Source organism: Microbulbifer sp. ARAS458-1 (assembly GCF_045348205.1).
Classification (GTDB): domain Bacteria; phylum Pseudomonadota; class Gammaproteobacteria; order Pseudomonadales; family Cellvibrionaceae; genus Microbulbifer.
Map to the genome: position 1 here is coordinate 2,792,155 of NZ_CP155838.1, position 20,716 is coordinate 2,812,870.

At 57.7% G+C, this 20,716-nt stretch carries 17 protein-coding genes; 10 read left to right on the forward strand and 7 right to left on the reverse strand.

All coding sequences use genetic code 11. The annotated features are described in order from the left end of the window. Nucleotides 1-33: 33 nt before the first annotated feature. The 4 genes from AAFH99_RS11555 to AAFH99_RS11570 all read left to right on the forward strand — a co-directional run bounded on the left by AAFH99_RS11555 (nt 34) and on the right by AAFH99_RS11570 (nt 4,183). Complete coding sequence (locus AAFH99_RS11555; RefSeq protein ID WP_406827805.1) at nt 34-1,713, forward strand: aminotransferase class V-fold PLP-dependent enzyme; 1,680 nt, start codon at nt 34-36, stop codon at nt 1,711-1,713. Between the two features lie 176 nt (nt 1,714-1,889). Beyond that, nucleotides 1,890-3,059, forward strand: coding sequence for a cation:proton antiporter (locus AAFH99_RS11560; protein WP_043316038.1), 1,170 nt, complete (start codon nt 1,890-1,892; stop codon nt 3,057-3,059). A gap of 582 nt (nt 3,060-3,641) precedes the next feature. Continuing rightward, entirely contained in the window at nt 3,642-3,884 is a 243-nt protein-coding gene (locus tag AAFH99_RS11565) for a type II toxin-antitoxin system ParD family antitoxin (RefSeq protein WP_406827806.1), read from the forward strand. After that, nucleotides 3,881-4,183, forward strand: coding sequence for a type II toxin-antitoxin system RelE/ParE family toxin (locus tag AAFH99_RS11570; RefSeq protein ID WP_081847875.1), 303 nt, complete (start codon nt 3,881-3,883; stop codon nt 4,181-4,183). Before AAFH99_RS11565 ends, AAFH99_RS11570 begins: the two co-directional genes overlap by 4 nt. 290 nt (nt 4,184-4,473) lie before the next feature. Here the strand turns inward: AAFH99_RS11570 and AAFH99_RS11575 are convergent, their stop codons facing one another. The 3 genes from AAFH99_RS11575 to AAFH99_RS11585 are packed head-to-tail and all read right to left on the reverse strand — an operon-like array spanning nt 4,474 to nt 10,431. Further along, nucleotides 4,474-7,638 carry an efflux RND transporter permease subunit gene (locus AAFH99_RS11575; protein WP_406827807.1) on the reverse strand — a complete coding sequence of 1,055 codons (3,165 nt, stop codon included), beginning with the start codon at nt 7,636-7,638 and terminating at the stop codon, nt 4,474-4,476. Further along, nucleotides 7,635-8,897, reverse strand: a complete 1,263-nt coding sequence (locus AAFH99_RS11580; protein WP_406827808.1) for an efflux RND transporter periplasmic adaptor subunit — start codon at nt 8,895-8,897, stop codon at nt 7,635-7,637. The genes AAFH99_RS11575 and AAFH99_RS11580 overlap by 4 nt, the downstream gene beginning before the upstream one ends. Before the next feature lie 46 nt (nt 8,898-8,943). Further along, complete coding sequence (locus AAFH99_RS11585) at nt 8,944-10,431, reverse strand: efflux transporter outer membrane subunit (protein ID WP_231491457.1); 1,488 nt, start codon at nt 10,429-10,431, stop codon at nt 8,944-8,946. Between the two features lie 301 nt (nt 10,432-10,732). Between AAFH99_RS11585 and AAFH99_RS11590 the strand changes: the two genes are divergently transcribed. From AAFH99_RS11590 to AAFH99_RS11605, 4 genes are all read left to right on the forward strand, one after another. Further along, a complete protein-coding gene (locus tag AAFH99_RS11590) occupies nt 10,733-11,920 on the forward strand; it encodes an acyl-CoA dehydrogenase (protein WP_043316026.1) in 1,188 nt (395 codons plus the stop codon). 182 nt (nt 11,921-12,102) lie between these two features. Continuing rightward, entirely contained in the window at nt 12,103-12,720 is a 618-nt protein-coding gene (locus AAFH99_RS11595; RefSeq protein ID WP_043316024.1) for a trimeric intracellular cation channel family protein, read from the forward strand. Between the two features lie 244 nt (nt 12,721-12,964). After that, on the forward strand, nt 12,965-14,590 hold the full coding sequence (locus AAFH99_RS11600; protein ID WP_406827809.1) for an alpha/beta fold hydrolase: 1,626 nt from the start codon (nt 12,965-12,967) through the stop codon (nt 14,588-14,590). Between the two features lie 123 nt (nt 14,591-14,713). After that, nucleotides 14,714-15,583 carry a sulfurtransferase gene (locus AAFH99_RS11605; RefSeq protein WP_406827810.1) on the forward strand — a complete coding sequence of 290 codons (870 nt, stop codon included), beginning with the start codon at nt 14,714-14,716 and terminating at the stop codon, nt 15,581-15,583. Nucleotides 15,584-15,630: 47 nt separating this feature from the next. On the opposite strand, the gene msrA is transcribed toward AAFH99_RS11605, so the two are convergent. Both msrA and AAFH99_RS11615 read right to left on the reverse strand, forming a co-directional pair. After that, the gene (gene msrA / locus AAFH99_RS11610) at nt 15,631-16,260 is read right to left on the reverse strand and encodes a peptide-methionine (S)-S-oxide reductase MsrA (protein WP_406827811.1); all 630 of its coding nucleotides are present in this window, start codon (nt 16,258-16,260) and stop codon (nt 15,631-15,633) included. A 32-nt stretch (nt 16,261-16,292) separates the two neighbouring features. Further along, on the reverse strand, nt 16,293-16,913 hold the full coding sequence (locus tag AAFH99_RS11615; protein WP_051686865.1) for a methyltransferase: 621 nt from the start codon (nt 16,911-16,913) through the stop codon (nt 16,293-16,295). A gap of 232 nt (nt 16,914-17,145) precedes the next feature. Here AAFH99_RS11615 and AAFH99_RS11620 point away from each other — a divergent pair, with 232 nt between their 5' ends. Continuing rightward, nucleotides 17,146-18,402: a porin gene (locus AAFH99_RS11620; RefSeq protein WP_043316018.1), complete on the forward strand. Its 1,257-nt coding sequence runs from the start codon at nt 17,146-17,148 to the stop codon at nt 18,400-18,402. 55 nt (nt 18,403-18,457) lie between these two features. Continuing rightward, nucleotides 18,458-18,991: a molecular chaperone DnaJ gene (locus tag AAFH99_RS11625; protein WP_406829177.1), complete on the forward strand. Its 534-nt coding sequence runs from the start codon at nt 18,458-18,460 to the stop codon at nt 18,989-18,991. A gap of 13 nt (nt 18,992-19,004) precedes the next feature. On the opposite strand, the gene AAFH99_RS11630 is transcribed toward AAFH99_RS11625, so the two are convergent. Next, nucleotides 19,005-19,793: a methyltransferase domain-containing protein gene (locus tag AAFH99_RS11630; RefSeq protein WP_406827812.1), complete on the reverse strand. Its 789-nt coding sequence runs from the start codon at nt 19,791-19,793 to the stop codon at nt 19,005-19,007. Nucleotides 19,794-19,799: 6 nt separating this feature from the next. Further along, nucleotides 19,800-20,504, reverse strand: coding sequence for a DUF599 domain-containing protein (locus AAFH99_RS11635; protein WP_406829178.1), 705 nt, complete (start codon nt 20,502-20,504; stop codon nt 19,800-19,802). Nucleotides 20,505-20,716 lie beyond the last annotated feature (212 nt).

Below are 20,716 nucleotides of genomic sequence, written 5' to 3' on the forward strand. Positions count from 1 at the left end.
TGATCCTCGCGGGCGCAGTACATTGAGGTTGCCATGAACAATTCGACCAATAATACCGCCCACCAGGCGCCCACTGCCCCATCCTGCACACCTGAAACCACCGCACTGCTGCAACGGATCCGCGATAATGTCATCGGCGAGCGCATGCCCATGCAAACGCCCTTCGGCGAGCGACCGCTGGTCTATGCGGACTACACCGCCTCCGGCCGTGCACTGCAGTTTATTGAGGACGCCATCCGCAACCAGGTATTACCCTGGTACGCCAATACGCATACCGAAACCTCCGCCACCGGCCGCCAGACCACTGCGTTTCGCGAGCAGGCCCGCGCGGCCGTACGCAAGTCCGTGAATGCTGGCGAGGACCACGCGATTATCTTCTGCGGCTCCGGCGCCACCGCCGCGGTGAACCGCCTGGTGGACTGTCTCGGGTTACGCAAGGACAGCTACAAACGCTTCGGCGGCGACGCGGGCAGCATTGCCGATGACAAACGCCCGGTGGTATTTATCGGCCCCTACGAACACCACTCCAACGACCTTCCCTGGCGTGAGTCCGTTGCCGAAGTGGTCACCATTCCCCAGGACAATCTGGGCGGCGTCGACCTCGAGGCGCTGCAGAAGGCTCTGGATCAATATGCGGACCGGCCACTGAAGATTGGCAGTTTCTCCGCCGCCTCCAACGTCACCGGCATTCGTACCGACGTAGACGCGGTAACCCGCCTGCTGCACCAGAACAACGCCCTGTCGTTCTGGGACTATGCCGCAGCAGCGCCCTACGTCGGAATCGATGCGCACGGTGACGGTGAGCTGACCAGCAAAGACGCACTGTTTGTTTCACCGCACAAGTTTGTCGGCGGTCCGGGCACACCGGGTATTCTGGTTCTGCGCCGCGACCTGCTGCCGGAAAGCCAACCCGCGGTAACCGGCGGTGGCACCGTATCCTGGGTCAGCCCCGCACGCCACACCTACCTGCCCGCGGGCGAACGGCGCGAAGAAGCCGGCACCCCTGCCATTGTGGAATCCGTACGTGCGGGCATGGCGTTTGCACTCAAAGATCAGGTCGGTGCCGACATCATCGAGGCCCGGGAGGATTACTGGCTCACCCGTGCGTTTGAGCGCTGGTGCCACAACCCCAACATCCAGATCCTCGGCGGCACCCAAGCCCGGCGGGTCAGTATCGTCTCACTGCATCTACTCCACGCCGGCAAACCCCTCCACCACGGCTTTGTGGTCGCCCTGCTGAATGATCTGTTCGGTATACAGGTCCGCGGTGGCTGCTCCTGTGCGGGCCCCTACGGACACCACCTGTTGCACCTGACCGACGAGCAGAGCACCGCCATCGAAAGGCTCGTCAGCGAGGGGGAAAGTATTCTGAAACCGGGCTGGGTACGACTGAACTTCAACTATTTCCTGGATGAAGAAACCGTCGACTACCTGATTGATGCGATAGAGCTGATCGCGGAGCACGGCCACCGCATGCTGCCCTTCTATCAATACGATGCAAGCCACGGGGTCTGGCGCTACCAGGGCATTGAAGCGGGCGCGCCCATCCCTCTCGGTTTTGATATGGGCGGCAGTGCGCCGGCAAAAGTGGCAACGCCCTTACCTGAGTTTATTCAACAGGCGAGATCCATTCTGGCAAATCCACCGGGAGAAGTATGTGAGCAGCCGGTACTGTCGAAAGAAGGTGAGGTACTGCGCTGGTTTCAGATCTAAAGCAATTTGTCCTCTCCCAACGTCATACCCGCGAATGCCGGTATCCAGCCCCACAGACCCTGGATGCCGGATCAAGTCCGGCATGACGCTCAATCAGATCCCAGGTTGAAACCGCACGCACTACCCGCCGATAATGACTGCCCGAGCAATAATCCAGTCTGCTTCAAGGATGCGCAGTGCCTGAGACCTCCCTGTTCCAGTCGTTCTTCCTGATCTTCAGTGGCGCTGCCGTTGTGGCCTCCCTTGCGCTCTGGGGGCGTCAGCCGTTGCTGGTAGCCTACATCGCCCTTGGCTGCCTCCTCGGTCCTTCGGTCTTCGGTGTTATCGACAATGTTGCGCTGATGGCAGAGATGTCCAGCATCGGCATTATTTTCCTGCTGTTTCTGCTCGGCCTCGACATGCAGCCGAAAGCGCTGATTTCAGTGCTGCGCAAAGCCACCTTTGTTGGCCTGATCAGCTGTGCGCTGTTTCTCGGACTCGGTTACGCCATTGGGCACCTGTTCGGGTTTACCGACACCGAGTCGTGGGTGATCGGTATGGCCATGATGTTTTCCAGCACAATCATTGGTATCAAGCTGCTGCCGACCACTGTGCTGCATCACAAGCACCTGGGTGAAATGATGGTCGGCCTGCTGCTGTTTCAGGACTTTGTCGCCATTACCTGTCTGATGATTCTGCTGAGCGGCAGCACCGGCTCTGTCGACTTCGCTCGCCTGGGTACTTCTTTTGCGGCACTGCCGTTACTGATCGCTTTTGCCTGGGGCGCAGTGCGCTATGTGCTGCAACCGCTACTGGCAAAATTCGACCGTTTCCACGAATACGTATTCCTGCTCGCGCTGGGCTGGTGTATGGGAGTTGCGGAGCTGGCAGAAGTGGTGGGACTTTCACGGGAAATCGGCGCGTTCATTGCTGGTATTACCCTCGCGACCAGTCCGATCTCCCAATACATTGCCCTCAGCCTCAAGCCGCTTCGGGACTTCTTCCTGATTCTGTTCTTCTTCAGTCTCGGGGCCCAGTTCCATCTGGATATGGTGCCGGAAATCGCCATCCCCGCGCTGGTGGCCGCGACAGCGGTACTGATCATCAAACCGGTGGTGTTTCGCTACCTGCTCGGACAGCAGAGCGAACGCAAAATACTCGCGTGGGACATCGGCTTCCGCCTCGGCCAGATCAGCGAATTCTCCCTGCTGATTGCCTTCCTCGCCGTCAGCCAACAGCTGATCGGCAGCCAGGCCTCACACCTGATTCAGGCCACAGCGATCCTGACCTTCCTGGTATCGTCGTATATCGTGGTATTGAATTTCCCCAACCCTATTGCGATTAAGGATGAGTTGCGGCGGGATTGATCCGCGACACTTGAGACGTCGCTATTAGGCGACGGCAACGCACAGTTGACTGGACGTGATCAGGCAAAAAAGTCGGGACTACATCTGACAGTTATTTTCCGGGCTCATCGTCTGCTCCACCTGCACGAAAGATGGTTCCAATCGTTATCGTTTTCCCTTCGGCTTTCGCTCTCAAAAACCTCTTCTGGAGTTTTGTGGGCTTATCTGCATCGATGGTCGCAAACGCTGGGATATTCGCAGTAGGCTCCCAAATCATTTTTGGGTCAGCTGTGTCCACAAGTTCCGAGCGCAACCGTTCGATTCGCCAATCAGTCTCCGGCAATGGGCAAAGTTCGCGATACAATTTGGGGGAAACTTCGTAATTTCCGCAATTTTGGCATACAACCGTCATTCGACCACCGCTCCATTCCGGAGGCCGAGCAACGGCATTACCTTTGCAAACCGGACAAGATTCCATATTCACTGGCCTCGGAAAAATAGCGCGTCTCGGTAAAAGTTACCCAATTAAGTGCATGTTCGGAGTACTTGACAACCCACCCTCTCGATACCATATTTAGGTACTTATTGGTACCAGGAGGCGGTATGGCCAAAAACACCAGCATGACCCTTGGGTCACATTTTGACAAGTTTATAGCCAAAGAAGTAGCCAGTGGTCGCTATGGCTCCGCAAGTGAGGTGGTTCGCGCAGGTCTGCGGCTACTCGAGGACACCGAAACCAAACTGGAAACACTCCGGTCACTGCTCCAGGAAGGCGAGCAAAGTGGATTCACCGATTATACCTATGAGTCATTTATTGCCGAGCTTGATGAAAAGAAAACTCCATGAGTTCATTTAAATTAAGCCGTAAAGCTAAAGATGACTTGAGAGGTATCGCCAGATTTACTGAACATCACTGGGGAATAGTTCAGCGGAATGCCTACATAAAAAAATTTGACGATGCCTTTCATGAGCTCGCAGAATCCCCTCTTTCTGGAGTTGGCTGCGAAGATATAAAACTTGGCTACCGGAAAATTCCACACGGCGCTCACGTTATTTTCTATAAAATTTCTGAAAATAACTGCGTTGAAATAATCAGAATTCTTCACCAGAGCATGGATATTAGACCGAAGCTCCTAGGCATTTAGCGCCCAGCGCTGGCTGTCGCTCTACCGCTGTTCGTTAGGCACCCAACCTCCCCCTAGCCTGTCAGAAACCCCAAAAAAGTCGACGATCTTACCTTACACGTATCCGATATCACATTCTGAAAACTGATCACCCTGTCCACTATCCGCCAAAACCGAAATAGCCGTAAACCATTAATTAAAATAGATTTTCCCGGCCAAACCGCGCCCACAGAAATAGTGATGAGCGTGACCGATATGCAGCCCTTCTTTCAGTTACGCTTAACCCTCAACTCCAGTCCGCGTATCGGTAATCAAGCTGCCGCGCTTTTGCTTACACGGCGTTTCAGCATCCCAAATAACTCAGGAAGATCTCTCGAAAACATCAAAAACAAACACGGCACCAGGAGTAATGAAATCGTGGTCGCGGCAAGAATCCCGTAGCCCAAGGAAATCGCCATTGGAATCATAAATTTCGCCTGTACCGACGTCTCAAAGATCATCGGCATCAAACCACAAAAGGTGGTTACCGTAGTGAGGATGATGGGGCGGAAACGGCGGGCGGCGGCGGCCTTGATGGCGTCGGTGATTGGCATGCCCTTTGCGCGCAGGCGGTTGCCGTATTCGATCATCACCAGAGTGTCATTGATCACCACGCCGGCGAGGGCCACCATGCCCAACAGGCTGACCATGCTGAGGCCGTACCCCATAACCAGATGCCCGAGAATCGCGCCGATGACACCGAACGGGATGGCAACCATTACCGTAAGCGGCTGAATATAACTCTTTAGCGGAATCGCCAACAGGAAGTACAACACAGCCAGCGTCAGCGAAAAGGTCATACCCAGGGACGAGAGCCCCTCCCGCTCTTCCGCCTGCCGCCCTTCATAGGAAATACTCAGGCCGGGAAACTGTGCGCGCAATTGCGGCATGGTCGTCTCGTTCAGCTCGTTAATGACCAGCGCCGCCTGATCTGCCGGTTCCACGTTGGCCGTGACGGTCATTACCCGCCGCCCTTCCCTGCGATTGATACTGGCATAGGCTCGCCCCTGATCAATGACCACCAGATCGGGCAAAGGTAACCACAGACCGTTGCCGGCCTGGATCATGATGTTGTTGACATCGTCCAGGGTTACCCGCTCTTCTTCCGGCAGGCGCACCATGACTTTTACCTGATCCCTGCCCCGCTGCTGACGCATGGCCTCGGCGCCGTATAGTGAAGCACGCAATTGCCGGCCGATATCCTCTGCCGTCAGCCCGAGACTTTTTGCGGTATCGGTAAGGGTCAGGTCCAGTTGTCGTTTACCCTGAGAAACACCGGCATCGATATCACCCACCGAAGGGAATGCCTGCAGCGCCTGTGACAGCTGGGTAGCGGCCTGCTCCAGCATATCCGTGTCCGCATGGCGCAACTCCACCGTGAGTGCAGGCCCGGCCCCCGGCCCACCCCGGTCACTGGCAAAACTGGAACTCAGTGCTCCCGGCACCGGCCCCACCTCGCGCCGCCAGCGCCGCACAAAATCACCGGTGGTCACTTCCCGCTGATCGCCCGGTGTGAGGTAAACATCAACCTGCACGGAATCGTTGCGAATCAGGCCGCGCATTCCGATAAATATCCCTTCACGCCCGGTCTCTTCGAGAATGCGATCGGCGGCCCCCATAATCTGGGTGCGCGCGCGCTCAAGCTGCGCTTCGGAGGTGCCCGGCGGAAAAGTCACCTGTACCCGACCGGAGTCCCGCTCTACTCGCGGCATCAGGGTAAAACCCATACGCCCGCTGGCCGCGTAGCCGGTCATCACAATCAGAATGGCGAGAGAAATGGAAATGGTGATGTAACGGTGGCGCACGCAGGCATCGAGTACCGGCTTGAAGCGGTGCTCCACAAACCGGTCCAGCCCCCGCGCGATCAGTTTCTGGCGTGCGGCGAGACGACGTGCCGAGCGACTTTTATAGCCCCGCTTGGAATGGGCAAGGTGTGCGGGCAGGATAAACAGTGCTTCCACCCAGGAAATAACAAATACCGCACCCACCACAAACGGAATGACACCGAAGATTTTACCCATAAACCCGGGCAACTCGGTCAGCGGAATAAACGCAACTATATTGGTGAGAATGGCGAAGGTGAGCGGCACCGCTACCTGGCGGGCACCTGCTATCGCCGCGTCAAAATTACTGTAGCCCCGCTGGCGCCATTCATAAATATTTTCCCCCGCGATGATCGCATCATCCACCACAATCCCAAGGGCAATAATGAACGCAAACATGCTGACCATGTTGATGGATATATCCATCGCCGGCAGGAACAACAGCGCACCCAAAAAACTGATGGGAATACCAAGGGTCACCCAGAATGCGAGGCGCAACTCCAGGAATGCACCGAGCACCACAAACACCAGTAACAGACCAATAAACCCGTTTTTCAGCAGTAGCGAAAGGCGCTCCTTGAAAATTTCCGAGTCGTCATCGCGCACCGTCACCTGCATACCCGGCGGCAGGGTTTCCTGCAACTCCTGCAACACTTCGTGGGTAGCGTCGCTGACACTCATTGGTGTCTGATCACCGATCCGGAACACGTCGATACCGGCAGCCGGCTCACCGTTGAAAACCATATTGCGCGGTTCATCCACCAGCGCATCCCGAATCGTCGCCACGTCTTTCAGGCGCACGGTACCGCCACCCGCACTCTGAGCGATGACGATATCGCCAAACTGTCGCGCCCAGTCTTTGCGCTCGGTTACCCGGACAAGAATTTCTCCGGCTTCCGATTTCACACCGCCGGCGGGAACGTCGACCGCGGCATTTCGCACCAGCTGCGCGATGGCCGCAAGCGTGAGGTTATAGCGGCGCAGGTCATCCCGCCGCACCTCGATCGCCACTTCGAAATCCTTAACGCCATAGGCTTCCAGCTGGGTGATGTCCGGATGCGCCTCCAGCTTGTCGTACACCTGCATCACAACCGCCCGCAGGGTGCGGTCGTCCACCTGCCCGTGCACGACCAGATCCAGCACGTCCCGCTTGCGCTCCGCCAGGCTCACCTGGGGGCGTTCAATATCCGAAGGAAATGTGGAAACCCGGTCGATGGCCGCCTGCACATCCTGGAATACCTTGTTGGCATTGGCGTCTTCGTCCAGCTCCAGGGTCAGGCTGGCATTGCCCTCGCCGGCGCTTCCGCGCAGCTCCTTGATCCCTTCAAGGCCGGTCACCGCCTGCTCTGCGGGCACCAAGACTCCGCGCTCGACCTCTTCCGGACTGGCTCCGGGGTAAGAGATATTGACGCTCACCATATCCAGGCTGAATTCCGGAAATACCTCCTTCTTGATGGTGAGGGAAAAAATCAGGCCGCCGATGAGGAACACCAGCATCAACAGGTTGGCGGTGACATGGTTGTGAGTCATCCACGCGATGGCGCCGCGGCTGGTATCGATGGCCGGGCGGGGTCCGCGATGGGCTCTGTCCATTGGATCGTTCGGGTTGCTCATCCACGTTCACCATCGGTGCCCTGCTGGCGCGCTTTGCGGGAGTTCTCCGGGAGTTCTGGCGGGCCCTCCGCACGGTTTCGCCGCGGATTGCCATCGGTAGATTCTTTACCGGTTTCTTTACCTGTACCGGCTGTACGCACAGGCATGCCCTCGGTGACACTGGCCAGGCGTGTGGTGACGAGCAGTTCCCCACCGCGCAATCCGCTTTCGAGAATGGCGAACTCATCGTCGTAGTGGGACAACTGCACCGATTGAATATGAATCTTACCATCGCGCACCACCCATACCCGATTGCCGTCCTGCAGCGCGGTCAGCGGAATGCGTACTTGTTGACCGGCGGCCTGACCGGTGATTTGCACCCGCGCCAGATCATTGAGTAACAGTTGCGGTAAGCCGGGCTTTTTCAGGCCGAGCGGATCGTCCAGCTCTACCAGCACTCGCGCGAGGCGGCCCTGCTCTTCCAGCACCGGTATGACGCGCACAAACCGGCCTTCCCGGTATGTACCTTCGGGCCACTGGCTACCGCGAATCTGCACGGTGGCTTTGGGAGTATTCAGCTGTGGAAGCTGCCGAGCCGGCACCTCAACCTCAATTTGAAAGCGGTCCGCCCCGGCCAGCGAATAGAGCACGGTTCCCGGCGCCACCCGATCCCCCACGTCCACAGTGCGCGAGACCAGCAGTGCATTGAACGGGGCACGGATTTCGGTGAGGCGGAGATCCCGCTGCGCCAGTTTTACCTGCGCCTGCGCCGCATCCATGCGCGCGCGGGCAGCGGCCAACTGCGGCTCCCGTAACACCAGGGACTGATCCGCATCCGGCAGCGAACGCCCCAACAACTCAAATTCTTCTTGAGCAACCAGGCGCTGGCCCTGCTCCTGCTGCAATTCCGCGCGGCGCTCGGCCAGCGTGCTGCGTGCGGACTGCAGGGCGAGTTCGTAGGGTTCGCGCTCAATGCGCATCAGTGGCTGCCCTTTCACCAGGGTTGAACCCGGGCCCAGGTCGTAATCGAGCCAGTCAACACGGCCATCCACCTGCGGTTGAAGCTCCACCTGCTCGCGGGCGATCACTTTGCCGAGTGCTTTGATGGTTAACGGAAACTGCCCGTACTCGGCAGTGGCCACTTCCACGGTCAATGGTGGCGCTTTGCGTTCGCCGCGCTGCATGGTGGGTTTTTCCCGCAGCAGCCAACTGGAGACGACGGACGCCAGCACGATCAGCAGGATCGGGATGGCGATATTCCAGTTGATTTTATTCAGCATGACAGCTCCTGAAATACAGTTTCTAATTGTCCGTCTGCTCTCGGACTTATTGTGATTCCTGACGGTATATGTCCAGCTCGACCGGTACGGGTTGCGGCAGATCCTGCGCGGGCAGGCCACCGGACAATGCGCGGTACAGGGCCACCCGGTTTTCCAGCAGCTCCCGCCGCGCGGTCAATAGCTGACGTTCCAGAGATTGCTGACTGTTGGTGGCGGAGAGTACATTCAGGAAATCCAGTGTGCCCTGTCCGTAGGCGCGGCGTTGGCGCAGGGTAATCTGATCGGCGAGCTCGGAACGAGTCTGCAAAAACTGCAAACGCTGGCGAATGGCCTGCTCGTTGATCAGTACCTGCTCCACTTCGCTCAGGGCCTGTAACACGGTATCGCGCAGCAGCGCCCACCGCTCCTGCTCAACGGCCTCCTGCTGGCGCTGCTGCGCCCTGAGGTTGCCGCCATCAAATATCACGCCATCCAGCGATGCGCTCAGATTCAGCAGCCAGTCTTCGGTAATGTCCACCAGAGCCAGGCCGCCGCCATTCAACAACATGCTCAAGGAAAGCGTCGGAAGCCGTTCGGCCCACGCTTGATCCGCAAGATAGTACCCCTGTAAAACCGTACGCTGAGCGCTCTGTACATCGGGGCGTCGCAGCAGCAGGCTTGATGGAATCCCGGTATCCGGCAGAGGCGGTAATTGGGGTAGTTGAGAATCGGCAAAGGCAGAGGGCGGCAGAGATTCGACGCTGGTTCCGAGCAGAGCGGCCAGCTGGGTAAGCAGTATGCGGGTATTCGCGCGGCTCTGCTCGAGCTCCTGCAACGACTGCTGCACCAGCTGGCGCTGTTGCAGGACGTCAGCGGCAGCGGTCACCCCGCTGCCAAAGCGCAGTTCCAGGGCGCGCAGTGACTGCCGATTGGTGTCCAGCTGCGCCTGTAGAAGACGCTCCTGCCCGCGCTGCTCCTGTAACTGCAGCCAGACACCCGCCACTTCGGCAACCAGGGTCAGTGCGGCGATATTGAAATTCTGCTCCTGAGCCAGGTACCCGGCCTCAGCGGCGCGGGCACCACTGCGCACCCTGCCCCACAAATCTACTTCATAACTGGCGGCAAGGTTTCCGCTCCAGCTGTTGCCCTCGTTCTCGGCGCCGGAAAAATCGAATTCATTGCTGGAAGCACGGCGTTGCTCGGTGTTCTCCAGAGACCCGGTCAATCGGGGCCAGAACCCGCTGCGCGCCTGCGCTGCGGCGGCATCCGCCTGCTGCAGCCGCCAATAGGTCGCCTGCAGGTCTGGATTGTCTGCCAGCGCATCCTGTACCAGTGCATTTAATGCGGCGTCGTCAAACGCCTGCCACCACCGCGGATCCACCGATACCTGCCCGGTAGAACTGAACTGCTCCGGCAACGCGAACACTTCCTGCGGCAATTCTGTGGGCAGTGGTTGCGGCGTGTTACACCCGGCGACACTGACGGCGGCCACAAGACCACACAAAGCGAAGAATTTCCGCGAACACCCCATAAAACTGATTCGATCTATTAGCATTTCCTTTCATTATCAAAACTTATTAGCCAGTGGCCAAGACGTTTTACGTTTGTTTACGGTTCTACGGATTATCGGCAGGAAATGACACCCGACCGCAAAATGTGATCACAAACGTGACTCAGAGATGCCTGTTCGCTATGATGCCTCCACAGTCAATCTACCGGCTCCGCGGCACATCACCCTGAGACCGGTTTTTCCCGGATGTGCTTATGAATTGCCAGGCAATTGCCTACTATGACGTGAGCGCAATAACACTATTTCTAAAGACCCAGTCTCTAGAGACTATGTACGGATCCAAACCATGAGCAAAAATCAGCCGCTGGCCCACTGGGACGACATTCTGTTACTGGACCGCCAATTGAGCGATGAAGAGCGCATGATTCGCGACACGGCACGTGAATACTGCCAATCGAAACTGATGCCGCGGATACTGGAGGCCAACCGCCACGAGATCTTCCACCGTGAAATCATGGAAGAGATGGGCCAGCTGGGCCTGCTGGGCTCAACCATTGAAGGCTACGGCTGTGCCGGCCTCAATTACGTTTCCTACGGTCTGGTCGCCCGGGAAGTGGAGCGTGTGGACTCAGGCTACCGCTCCGCTATGAGTGTGCAATCCAGCCTGGTTATGCACCCGATCTACGCCTACGGCAGTGAGGCGCAGAAAGAAAAATATCTTCCCAAATTGGCCACCGGCGAGTGGGTGGGCTGCTTTGGCCTGACCGAGCCGGATGCCGGCTCCGACCCGGGCGGCATGAAGACCCGAGCGAAGAAAGTCGACGGCGGCTACCGCCTGACCGGCGCCAAAATGTGGATCACCAACAGCCCCATCGCGGATGTGTTTGTGGTCTGGGCAAAAGACGATGAAGGGGATATCCGCGGTTTTGTGCTGGAAAAAGGCATGGACGGCCTGAGCGCACCCAAAATAGAAGGCAAATTCTCACTGCGCGCGTCCATTACCGGTGAGATTGTGATGGACAATGTATTCGTGCCGGAAGACAACCGATTTCCGGATATCAAAGGGCTTCGCGGCCCCTTCGGCTGCCTGAACCGCGCCCGCTACGGTATTTCCTGGGGCGCCATGGGGGCCGCGGAATTCTGCTGGCACGCGGCGCGCCAGTACGGTCTGGACCGCAAACAGTTCAACAAACCACTGGCGCAAACCCAGCTGTTCCAGAAGAAGCTCGCAGACATGCAGACAGAAATTACCCTCGGTCTGCAGGGCTCCCTGCGGGTTGGTCGCTTGATGGACGAACAGAAGAAGCACTTCGATCCAACGATGATTTCACTGGTGAAGCGTAACAACTGCGGTAAGGCTCTGGAGATTGCCCGCATTGCCCGAGACATGCATGGCGGTAACGGCATTGCCGACGAATTCCACGTGATTCGCCACGCCATGAATCTGGAAGCGGTCAACACCTATGAGGGCACCCATGACGTACACGCGCTGATTCTGGGCCGCGCCCAGACCGGGTTGCAGGCGTTTTTCTGACAGCACTGTACCCAAACCTCTTAGCCCTCCATAATCCCACGCCAGAGGGCGCGGGCTCACCTTAGAACCCGGTAGCATAAGCCGCTACCGGGCTCCGCCTCCTTCTCCTCCAGATTCACTGCCAGCGACACTCTGCCTGGATCACCGAACTGGAACTCTGGAACTGATGCGAGCCGGATTCGATGGAACAACTTCTCTACTGGTGCGACCTGATCGGTATCGTGGTCTTCGCGTTTACCGGTGTACTTGCGGCGGGCCACAAACAGATGGATCTGTTTGGCGCTGTGGTCCTGGCCTGTGTCACCGCCACCGGCGGTGGTACCACCCGGGATATGATCCTGAATGTGCCGGTATTCTGGCTGACCGATAGCTACTATCTATGGATCGCGGTCGTTACCGGCGTAATCAGTTTTTACGTTATCCGGTATCTCCGTGTGCCCATGCGCCTGCTGATGATTGCCGATGCGGCTGGACTGGCGGTGTTCGTGGTGATTGGCACACAGAAAGTACTGGACCTTGGGTACTCCCCGGCAATTGCGATCGTAATGGGGGTGATGACCGGAACCTTCGGCGGATTGATCCGGGATCTGCTATGCGGAGATATCCCGCTGCTGTTGCGCCGGGAGATATATGCCACAGCGGCCTTGAGTGGCGCCGCGGCTCTGGTAATACTGGACGACATCCCCGTGTTGCCCGGCGAGGCGGTGGTGGCCATCGCGGTTCTCGTTACACTCTCAATCCGGCTGGCGGCACTGCGCTGGAACCTGTCTGCTCCGATCGCCCGCTTGCGACCGGAATGACCGACCCCGGGCCGGCTCATACCACTATCAGAATTTCCCTATGCCATTACGTTCCTTACCCCTGATTTTCCATTTTCCGCAGCAGACATTCCGCGGCCTTGGTGCACTGTGTCTGGTGGGGTTGGCAGCGCTCATGGCTTCATGTGCCCCCGACAAGCAAGCGGCTGCACCCTCCCCTAGCCGGCTGATTGCGAAACCCTGTTGGTTTGATGCCGAGGCCAGCTGGCCGACCACGCAGTGTTTCATGATGGAGGTACCGGAAAATTATCAGAAGCCTGCGGGTCGCAAGATCCAGTTTCCGGTGGTGCGCTTTTTTGCAGAAATCAGCGACCCTGATAAGGAGCCGCTGCTCCACCTGGGCGCCGGTGGGCCAGGTGCCAGCATGGGGCTGGAGCCGGAAAATGCCAGCGACTGGCTGTGGGTGAACTATTCAGCCATGAGTGTAGAAGATGGCCGTGACCTGATTGTGATAGATCCACGGGGCACGGGCATGGCCGCACCCAAGCTCGCCTGCACAGAATTTATCAAGGACGCCGATCTTGCGTTTACGCGCAACCTGAGCACCGACGAAGAAGCCCGGGTTTTTACTTACAGCATGGAGCGCTGCTACAGCCGACTCAGCCAGAAAGCCGACCTGGCACAATACAATAGCGCGGTGGTCGCCAGGGACGTCGAGGAGCTACGCAAGGCCCTCGGTGTACCCAAGCTCAATCTGTATGGGGTTTCCTATTCAACCCGCTACGCACTGACCGTAGCCCGGGATTTTCCCGCATCGGTGCGCGCTATGGTGCTGAACAGCGCGGTATTTCCCAACATCATCTATACCCAGAAATTGCCGGAAGATGTGGTGACGGCCTATCGTCGCGGTGTCGACCACTGCCGCAATGACCGTGAGTGCAACAAGCGTTACCCGGATCTGGAGCAGCGACTTGAAGCCCGTGTGCAGGCGCTGGACGAATCCCCCCTTGTCGTCAGCACTGGAAATATCCACCCCGGGCAACAATACGACTTTGTTCTGACCGGCCAGCGATTGTTGCGCGTACTGTTTCAGGCCCTCTATAACGAGAATTTCTACCGGGAATTCCCCGCGATCATTGAGGAACTTGAGTCGGAGCAGGCAGAACTGCTGAAGCCCGCGATCGCCAGTTTCATGGGGCTGGTACTGGACCCGAACTTTGGCGACGCCGCCGGTATCAGCCACTTCTGTTATGAAGAAGCACCCTTCGTTGACTTCCAGCAGGCCCGCAATCTTGCCGCCACCAGTGGCATTCTCGGCGGCTCGGTTCGCGCGGATATCGATATGATGCAGATGCAGTGTCGCATTTGGGCCATTCCTTCCGCACCGATGGTGGAGTCGAGAGCAGTGCAGACAGCTATCCCGGCGCTGGTCATGCACGGTGCGCTGGACCCAGTTCTATCTGCAGAGGACGCAAACAAAGCCCGAAAAAAATTGCCGAATCACCAGTGGGTACTCTTCCCACACCTCGCGCACGACGTAATTTCAGCGAGCGACTGCGCAGAGCAGGCGGCCGCAGACTTTCTCGATAACCCGGACCAGCCTGTCGCGGATGTTGTTGCCCAATGCCGCGAGGCCGAGCTGGCGCGCCAAAAGGAACTGGAGCAGAAAATTGCCGAACTGAGAAAGCAGCAGGAGCAAGAGGATTCCGCTCCCACTCCCACTGAAGAAACGCAAACCGGCCAGACCAGCTCCAGTATCCCCGCAGAAACATCAACAGCGACACCGACCCCACCGGCCAGCCAGGACACCCCTCAATCAGAGGACGCCCCAGAGGGAGCAGGAAACGCGCGCGACGAAGCCCAGCGACACCGACAGACGCCGGGCGGCAACCGATATTCCGAGCTGTATTAAGAGATCCTGCACTGCCGGCCACTATTGCGGCCTGGCCAGTTCCCACCCCCTATCAAGAGGCTGGACAAATGCACTGCGGAGGCTTAATTTGATGCCCATAATGACGATAAAAAAGCAGTAGCTATGAACTATCAGGGTGTGATTGAAGTCTCCGAGCTGGCGGCACTACTGGCGCATAAAAAGGGACACCAAGACACGGATGGCCACGTGGTCATTCTGGATTGCCGGTACGATCTGGCAGATAGCGAGGCTGGGGCCAACGCCTTCCTCGAAGAACATATTCCTGGCGCCCAGTACGCCAGTCTGCACAGGGACCTTTCCGCCCCCTGTGATCGCTATGGCGGTCGACACCCCTTCCCCTCACCGCAACAGTTTGCCGAATTTGCGCGTACCAAAGGTATTAATTCCGATACCCAGGTTGTGGTGTACGACGCCCAACGCTTCGCCTTTGCCGCACGAGCCTGGTGGATACTGCGGCACTTCGGTCATACGCGCGTGGCAATATTGAATGGCGGTTTTGGAGCCTGGAAACGGGCGGAACTGGATACCGAGAGCGGCGAAGCCCAACCCCTGGCCACTGGTAATTTTTCCGCGAAAGCGGAGGCGCAGGATCTGCTGAGTTACGACGACATTTACCCCCACCTGAATACCCCACCGTGGCAACTGGTGGATGCGCGCGAGAGCAAACGCTTTCTGGGGAATGAAGAACCCATCGACCCTATTGCGGGGCATATCCCTGGTGCCATCAACAAGCCGTGGCAGGCCATCACCGATGAAGACGGGGTGCTGCGCCCTACTACAGCACTGAAGGAACATTGGCAGAGTATTCCGGCAGACGATGATATCGTCTGTTACTGTGGATCCGGAGTCACTGCCTGTGTAAACCTGTTCTCCCTGTTCCTGATCGGGCGCGCGGCGCGCCTGTACCCGGGAAGCTGGAGCGACTGGTGTGCGCATATTCTATATCCGCGTAACACCGCCGCTTCCGCCTGACGCCCTTAGAGGAGTCGCTGCCCGTCGGTGGTACGACGACAACACCCTTACCGGAGCAAACAGGCACCGGTTCCAGCCAACCCGCAGTACCCGCCCGGGTTTTTCGCCAGGTATTGCTGGTGATCTTCTTCCGCATAGTAGAACGTCGGAGCGGGTAGAATTTCTGTGGTGATTTCGCCGTAGCCTTTTTGCTGCAATGCCTGCTGGAAGGCTGCTTCCGATGATTTGGCCTGTTTCGCCTGCTCGGATCCGTAGGTGTAGATTACCGAGCGGTACTGAGTGCCCAGATCATTGCCCTGACGCATCCCCTGGGTCGGATCATGCTCCTCCCAGAAACGGCGCAGCAATTCGTCGTAACTGACCACCTTCGGGTCAAACACCACCAGCACCACTTCCGCATGGCCAGTACCACCACTACAGACTTCCCGGTAAGTCGGGTTAGGGGTAATACCGCCGGCATAACCCACCGCGGTTACCCAAACACCTTCAATCTCCCAAAACAGACGTTCGGCCCCCCAGAAGCAGCCCATGCCAAACACCGCCAGCTCTAACCCTTCCGGAAATGGTTCCACCATCGAATGCCCAGAGACAAAGTGCTTGCCACTGATTGGCATTGCTTCGGCGCGCCCCGGAAGCGCATCTTCGGGAGTGGGGATACGAGACTTGTCGAACTGCATGGTATACCTCGATTTGCCGTGGACGAGCGGATCTATTCATTGCCTGCGAGCATAATGCACCCCGAGGCCTTCATTGGGCGGAGAGTCTGCCACTCGAAATACTGGGCGTCGAGTTTTTCTACAGCGCGCTCGCCGAGACGCCGGAAAGGTGACCGCCCGGGGTCCACCAACATCACACGGCCGACACCCGCGCGCAGCGCCCGACGAGTCAAATTGTAGAGTGGTGCCTCCAGCTGATCCCAGAAACAGATATCCGTACCGATTACCGCATCAAATTCGCGCAGCGCGGCAGCAGTGACTTTCTCATAGCGGCAACGCCAGGTTGTGATCTCCACGCCATTAAGCTGTGCGTGGTATTCCGCAAAGGGGAATACACTGGGATCAGCATCCAGTGAGGTCACCCTGGCATCAAACTGCTTGGCACAAAAAATCCCTCCGAGGCCCCAGCCACAGCCCAGATCCAGCACCCTCGCCCCCTTCTTGAGCGGGTGCTTTTTCAGGTAGTCCATGGTGAGACAGGAACTCTTCCAGAACTTGTTCCCGTGAAGACTGGCGTCGCCCGCCTCGCGACGCAACCTGCGCATATCCGGGTGCGCATTTTTTCGCACGGTTAGCCCAAACATCTGGCGGCTTAGCGTTTGGCTTTCACTCAATGTGTCTCCCCCTTAGGTAACCAATCAATCTGAACGTAATCCAGTGCCCATCCGATTGCGGCTAAAACTACAAAAAAAATGTAGCCAATGCCATTTCTGCGAAGTCCCATCATTATGACAAACCAGACTGGCCAGCTGGTCTATTTTTGCAATTACAAAAATACGGATTTGTATCGATTGCCCGACCCTCAAATTCGTGTACGCAGAAAAACAGGCAAACGAGCACCCCATCATGCCAAATTTCCGCCGCACTTTATTAGCCGCCACCGCGATTACCGCAGCCTCCGGAACGCAAGCAGTGCCTATCTACCAGTCCAATCAGGTCACCCTGTATATGGAGGGCTACCTGACCGCCCACATGGTCAACAGCTTCGGCGATACCTCCATGCAAAACGGCGCGTCGCGTATTCGAATTGGCCTCAACGTTCCTGCCTACGATCTCTGGGATACCGGCTTCAATGTCGAGTGGGGGGTCAATGCGATCAACTCTGCGGGGAATGTGGTAATTCAGGGCGACCAGCAGGCGGCACTCGGTGAAACACAACGCTCACTTTACCTCAGACAGGGACACGGCTTTGCCAAACACCCCAAGTGGGGGGAATTTTCCGCGGGCAAACAGTGGGGTGTGTACTACGAAGTGACTTACATCACCGACTGGTACAACGTCTCCGGCGGCCTCGCCAGCGGTACTTATGCTCTGGGCACCGATGGCGGTGTTACCGGAACCGGCCGTGCGGACAGTGCCCTGGCCTGGCGTAAATCCTGGGAAACGGAAGCGGGCGAATTCAAAATCGGGGTGCAGTACGCGGCGCACGTGGCGGACCTTGAGATCAACGTGGACCTGGGCCCGGGTATGGAACTGGAGTGCCCCCACGGTGATTGCGAATACGGTATCAGCCACGGCATTGCCGCCGTGTACCGCGCCGATATTGGTGACGGCTTCTTTATCGGTGCCGCCTACAATCGGGTCAAACTGGATATCCAGACCGACAATGGACTTGTGTATGATCTCTCCAGCGGCGAGCGCGTACTGATTGATAGCAACTACCCGATCAACTCAAGTAGTAACGACTGGACCACCGCGCTGGGTATGTACTACGGCAAAGAGGCTTTTGCCAAAGGCTTTTACGGCGCAGTGGTGTTCCAGCGCTCCCAGAATAACGAGCTCGCTCCGGCAGGCTCGGTTGTCGGCATCACCAACTTCTTCGATGCCAAAGGGTCAGAATCCTTTCTCAGCTACACCTGGGGAAAAGACAATTGCTATTCCGTTTATGGCGGCCACAACTATCTGGTTTCCGATGACCCGGAATTTGACGCCGCACTGGTCGACGCCAACCGCTATAAACTGGCCCAGTACTACCTCGGTGTTCAGTATCGCTGGAATGAGCGGGTGCGCCTGTACTGGGAAAACGGTTACGACGATAGCAATGCCGTCGCCCGCCAGCAGTATGACAGCTTTATGGCCGTCGGCTTTCGCATCGACATCTGATACCCTTGCGACCTGACGTCACCTTCTCTGCCTGGAGTAGTTCACCTTGGGCCGCATGATCCTGCTAATCGCCGTCGGTATTTTTGCCTGGCTGGCGATCCAGAAATTCAAGTACAGCCCGCCGGAGCAGCGGCGCAAACTTCTTATCCAGTATGTGTTGATCGCGCTGGCACTAGCAGCGGTGCTTCTGGCAGTTACCGGCCGCCTGCACTGGGTGGGGGCCGCAGTCGCCGTGGTGCTCCCTATCGTCAATCGGCTGTGGCGCACCTTTGGCCGCCACCTGCCCTGGATTGCCCCCCTGATCGCCAAGCACGCCCAGGCCCGGGCACAGAAGCAGCAGGAAAAGGCAAACGGAGAACAGGGAGACACCGGGGGGGGAAAGAAAGCCAAACCGGATCCTGAACCACCGCTGACAGTCGCCGAGGCCCGCCGTATTTTAAGCGTGTCTGCCAACGCCAGCCGTGAGGAAATCATCGGAGCCCATCGCAAGCTGATCCAGAAATTCCATCCGGATCGCGGCGGCAACGACTATCTGGCATCCCGTATCAACGCAGCCAAGGCGCTGTTGCTGAAACAGCTGGGCGAATAATCGGACGGCAAACCTACACCTTTCTGCAGAGCAGGTGGACGTATCGCGCCAGGGCACGATAAGGATCGATCCGGGAATAGACCAACTCCTTTTCCACTATGGCGTGCTCTGGCAGCTTGTCGCGCATCTCCGGGGTCATGAAATCGTGAAAGCAGCGAATACCGCTGTGCGCCACCAGAGACAGGCCCGCCTGCGCCACCCAGTCCTTCACATCTTCCGGCAACAATGGATTCTGCGGCGTGAGGCTGCCGGGGTGACCTCCCCAAGTCCCACTATCGAGATGCCGATCCAGTTGCCGCAGACTTCCCCGTTGCAACAAACGGAATTCGAGCGCGCGGCGATTATAGAAAGTGAGCGAAAGATAACCGCCGGCTTTGACGGATTCGGCCAAATGGACCAGAGCCTGCTGAGGCTCCCCCAACCACTCGAGCACCGCGTGGCACAGTACGAGATCCGCGGGGGGGATCTCCGCCATTCCGCGCAGTTGCTGTAACGGGCATTGGACAAGCGACACCCGCAACTGGAGATCTCGCGCCTGTACCTGCTCGTCAGCCAGATCCAGCATGGCTTGGGAAATATCGGTAATCCAGACACGATGGCCCGCCGCAGCGAGATCCAGCGCAAACTGCCCCTGTCCACCACCGGCATCCAGTACCACCGGCCGCTCGCCATCTGCAGATTCAAAATTGACATAATCAGCCAGATCCCGTTGCAGCACCGCCAAACGGATCTCGCCCTTGAGCCCACCGTAAATCCGCTTTCGGAAGCGCTCTGCAAGGTCGTCGAAATTTCGGTCTTCCACAAGCGCCTACTTTTCCCGCGCCTGATCCAGCGAGCGCCCTTCGGCAGCAAGGATCACTTGCAGTGTGCGGGAGCGAAATTCTCGCATGTACAACACCCACACTACCGCCAGGAAACCGAGCACGAACAGCAGGGGATGTACAAACCAGCCCATAACCGCCATTGAAAAGTAGTAGCAGCGCAGACCGTAGTTATAGCTGTGCCCGGCCTGGTCAATTACTTTGGCGGCACTGATGGCATAACGGCGACGCTCCTCGCGGGTTACATCCTGCTCATCTACCGCCGGCGCAGCGCCCAGTAACACGTTCGCGAAAGAATACTGGCGTAGGGACCAGGTAAAATTGAAGAAGGCGAAAATATAGATAAGTATCAGAACCAACACCTTCAATTCAAACTGCTCTACGGTCGTGGTCTGCGCGAATGGCAGGCTGCTCAATACAGCAACCGCAGCACTGTTGGCGGACAGTGCGGTAACCAGACCGGCCAGGATCAGAATGCTGGTCGATGCGAAAAAGCCAATCACCCGCTCGAGATTACTGAGGATGGCCGCATCCGGCATACGCATATCGCGGTCCAGCATACGCAGCATCCATTCCACCCGGTACCACTGCATGGAGGAAGCCAGACACCAGGCCGTCTTGGCCTTGCGGCGGGCAAACACCGTATAGCCGGCCCAGGTAAAGCAAAACCCTGCCAGGCTCGCAAAATCCATCCAGTTCAACGCACAATCTCCCATCGACTACATTTATTGCGTCATGTCTAACGATAAGTACAACGCGGCCGGAAGTGTCGCACCGGTGAACCCGGTGTCAACCCTGTCATTTCGTCACCACTCGGCGCTAAAATGGCCGCCGATTCGGCCCTGGCGAAAACGTAGCGCCAGGGCGACCGCTAATTACCACTGGAGCTGACTTTTGAGCAACG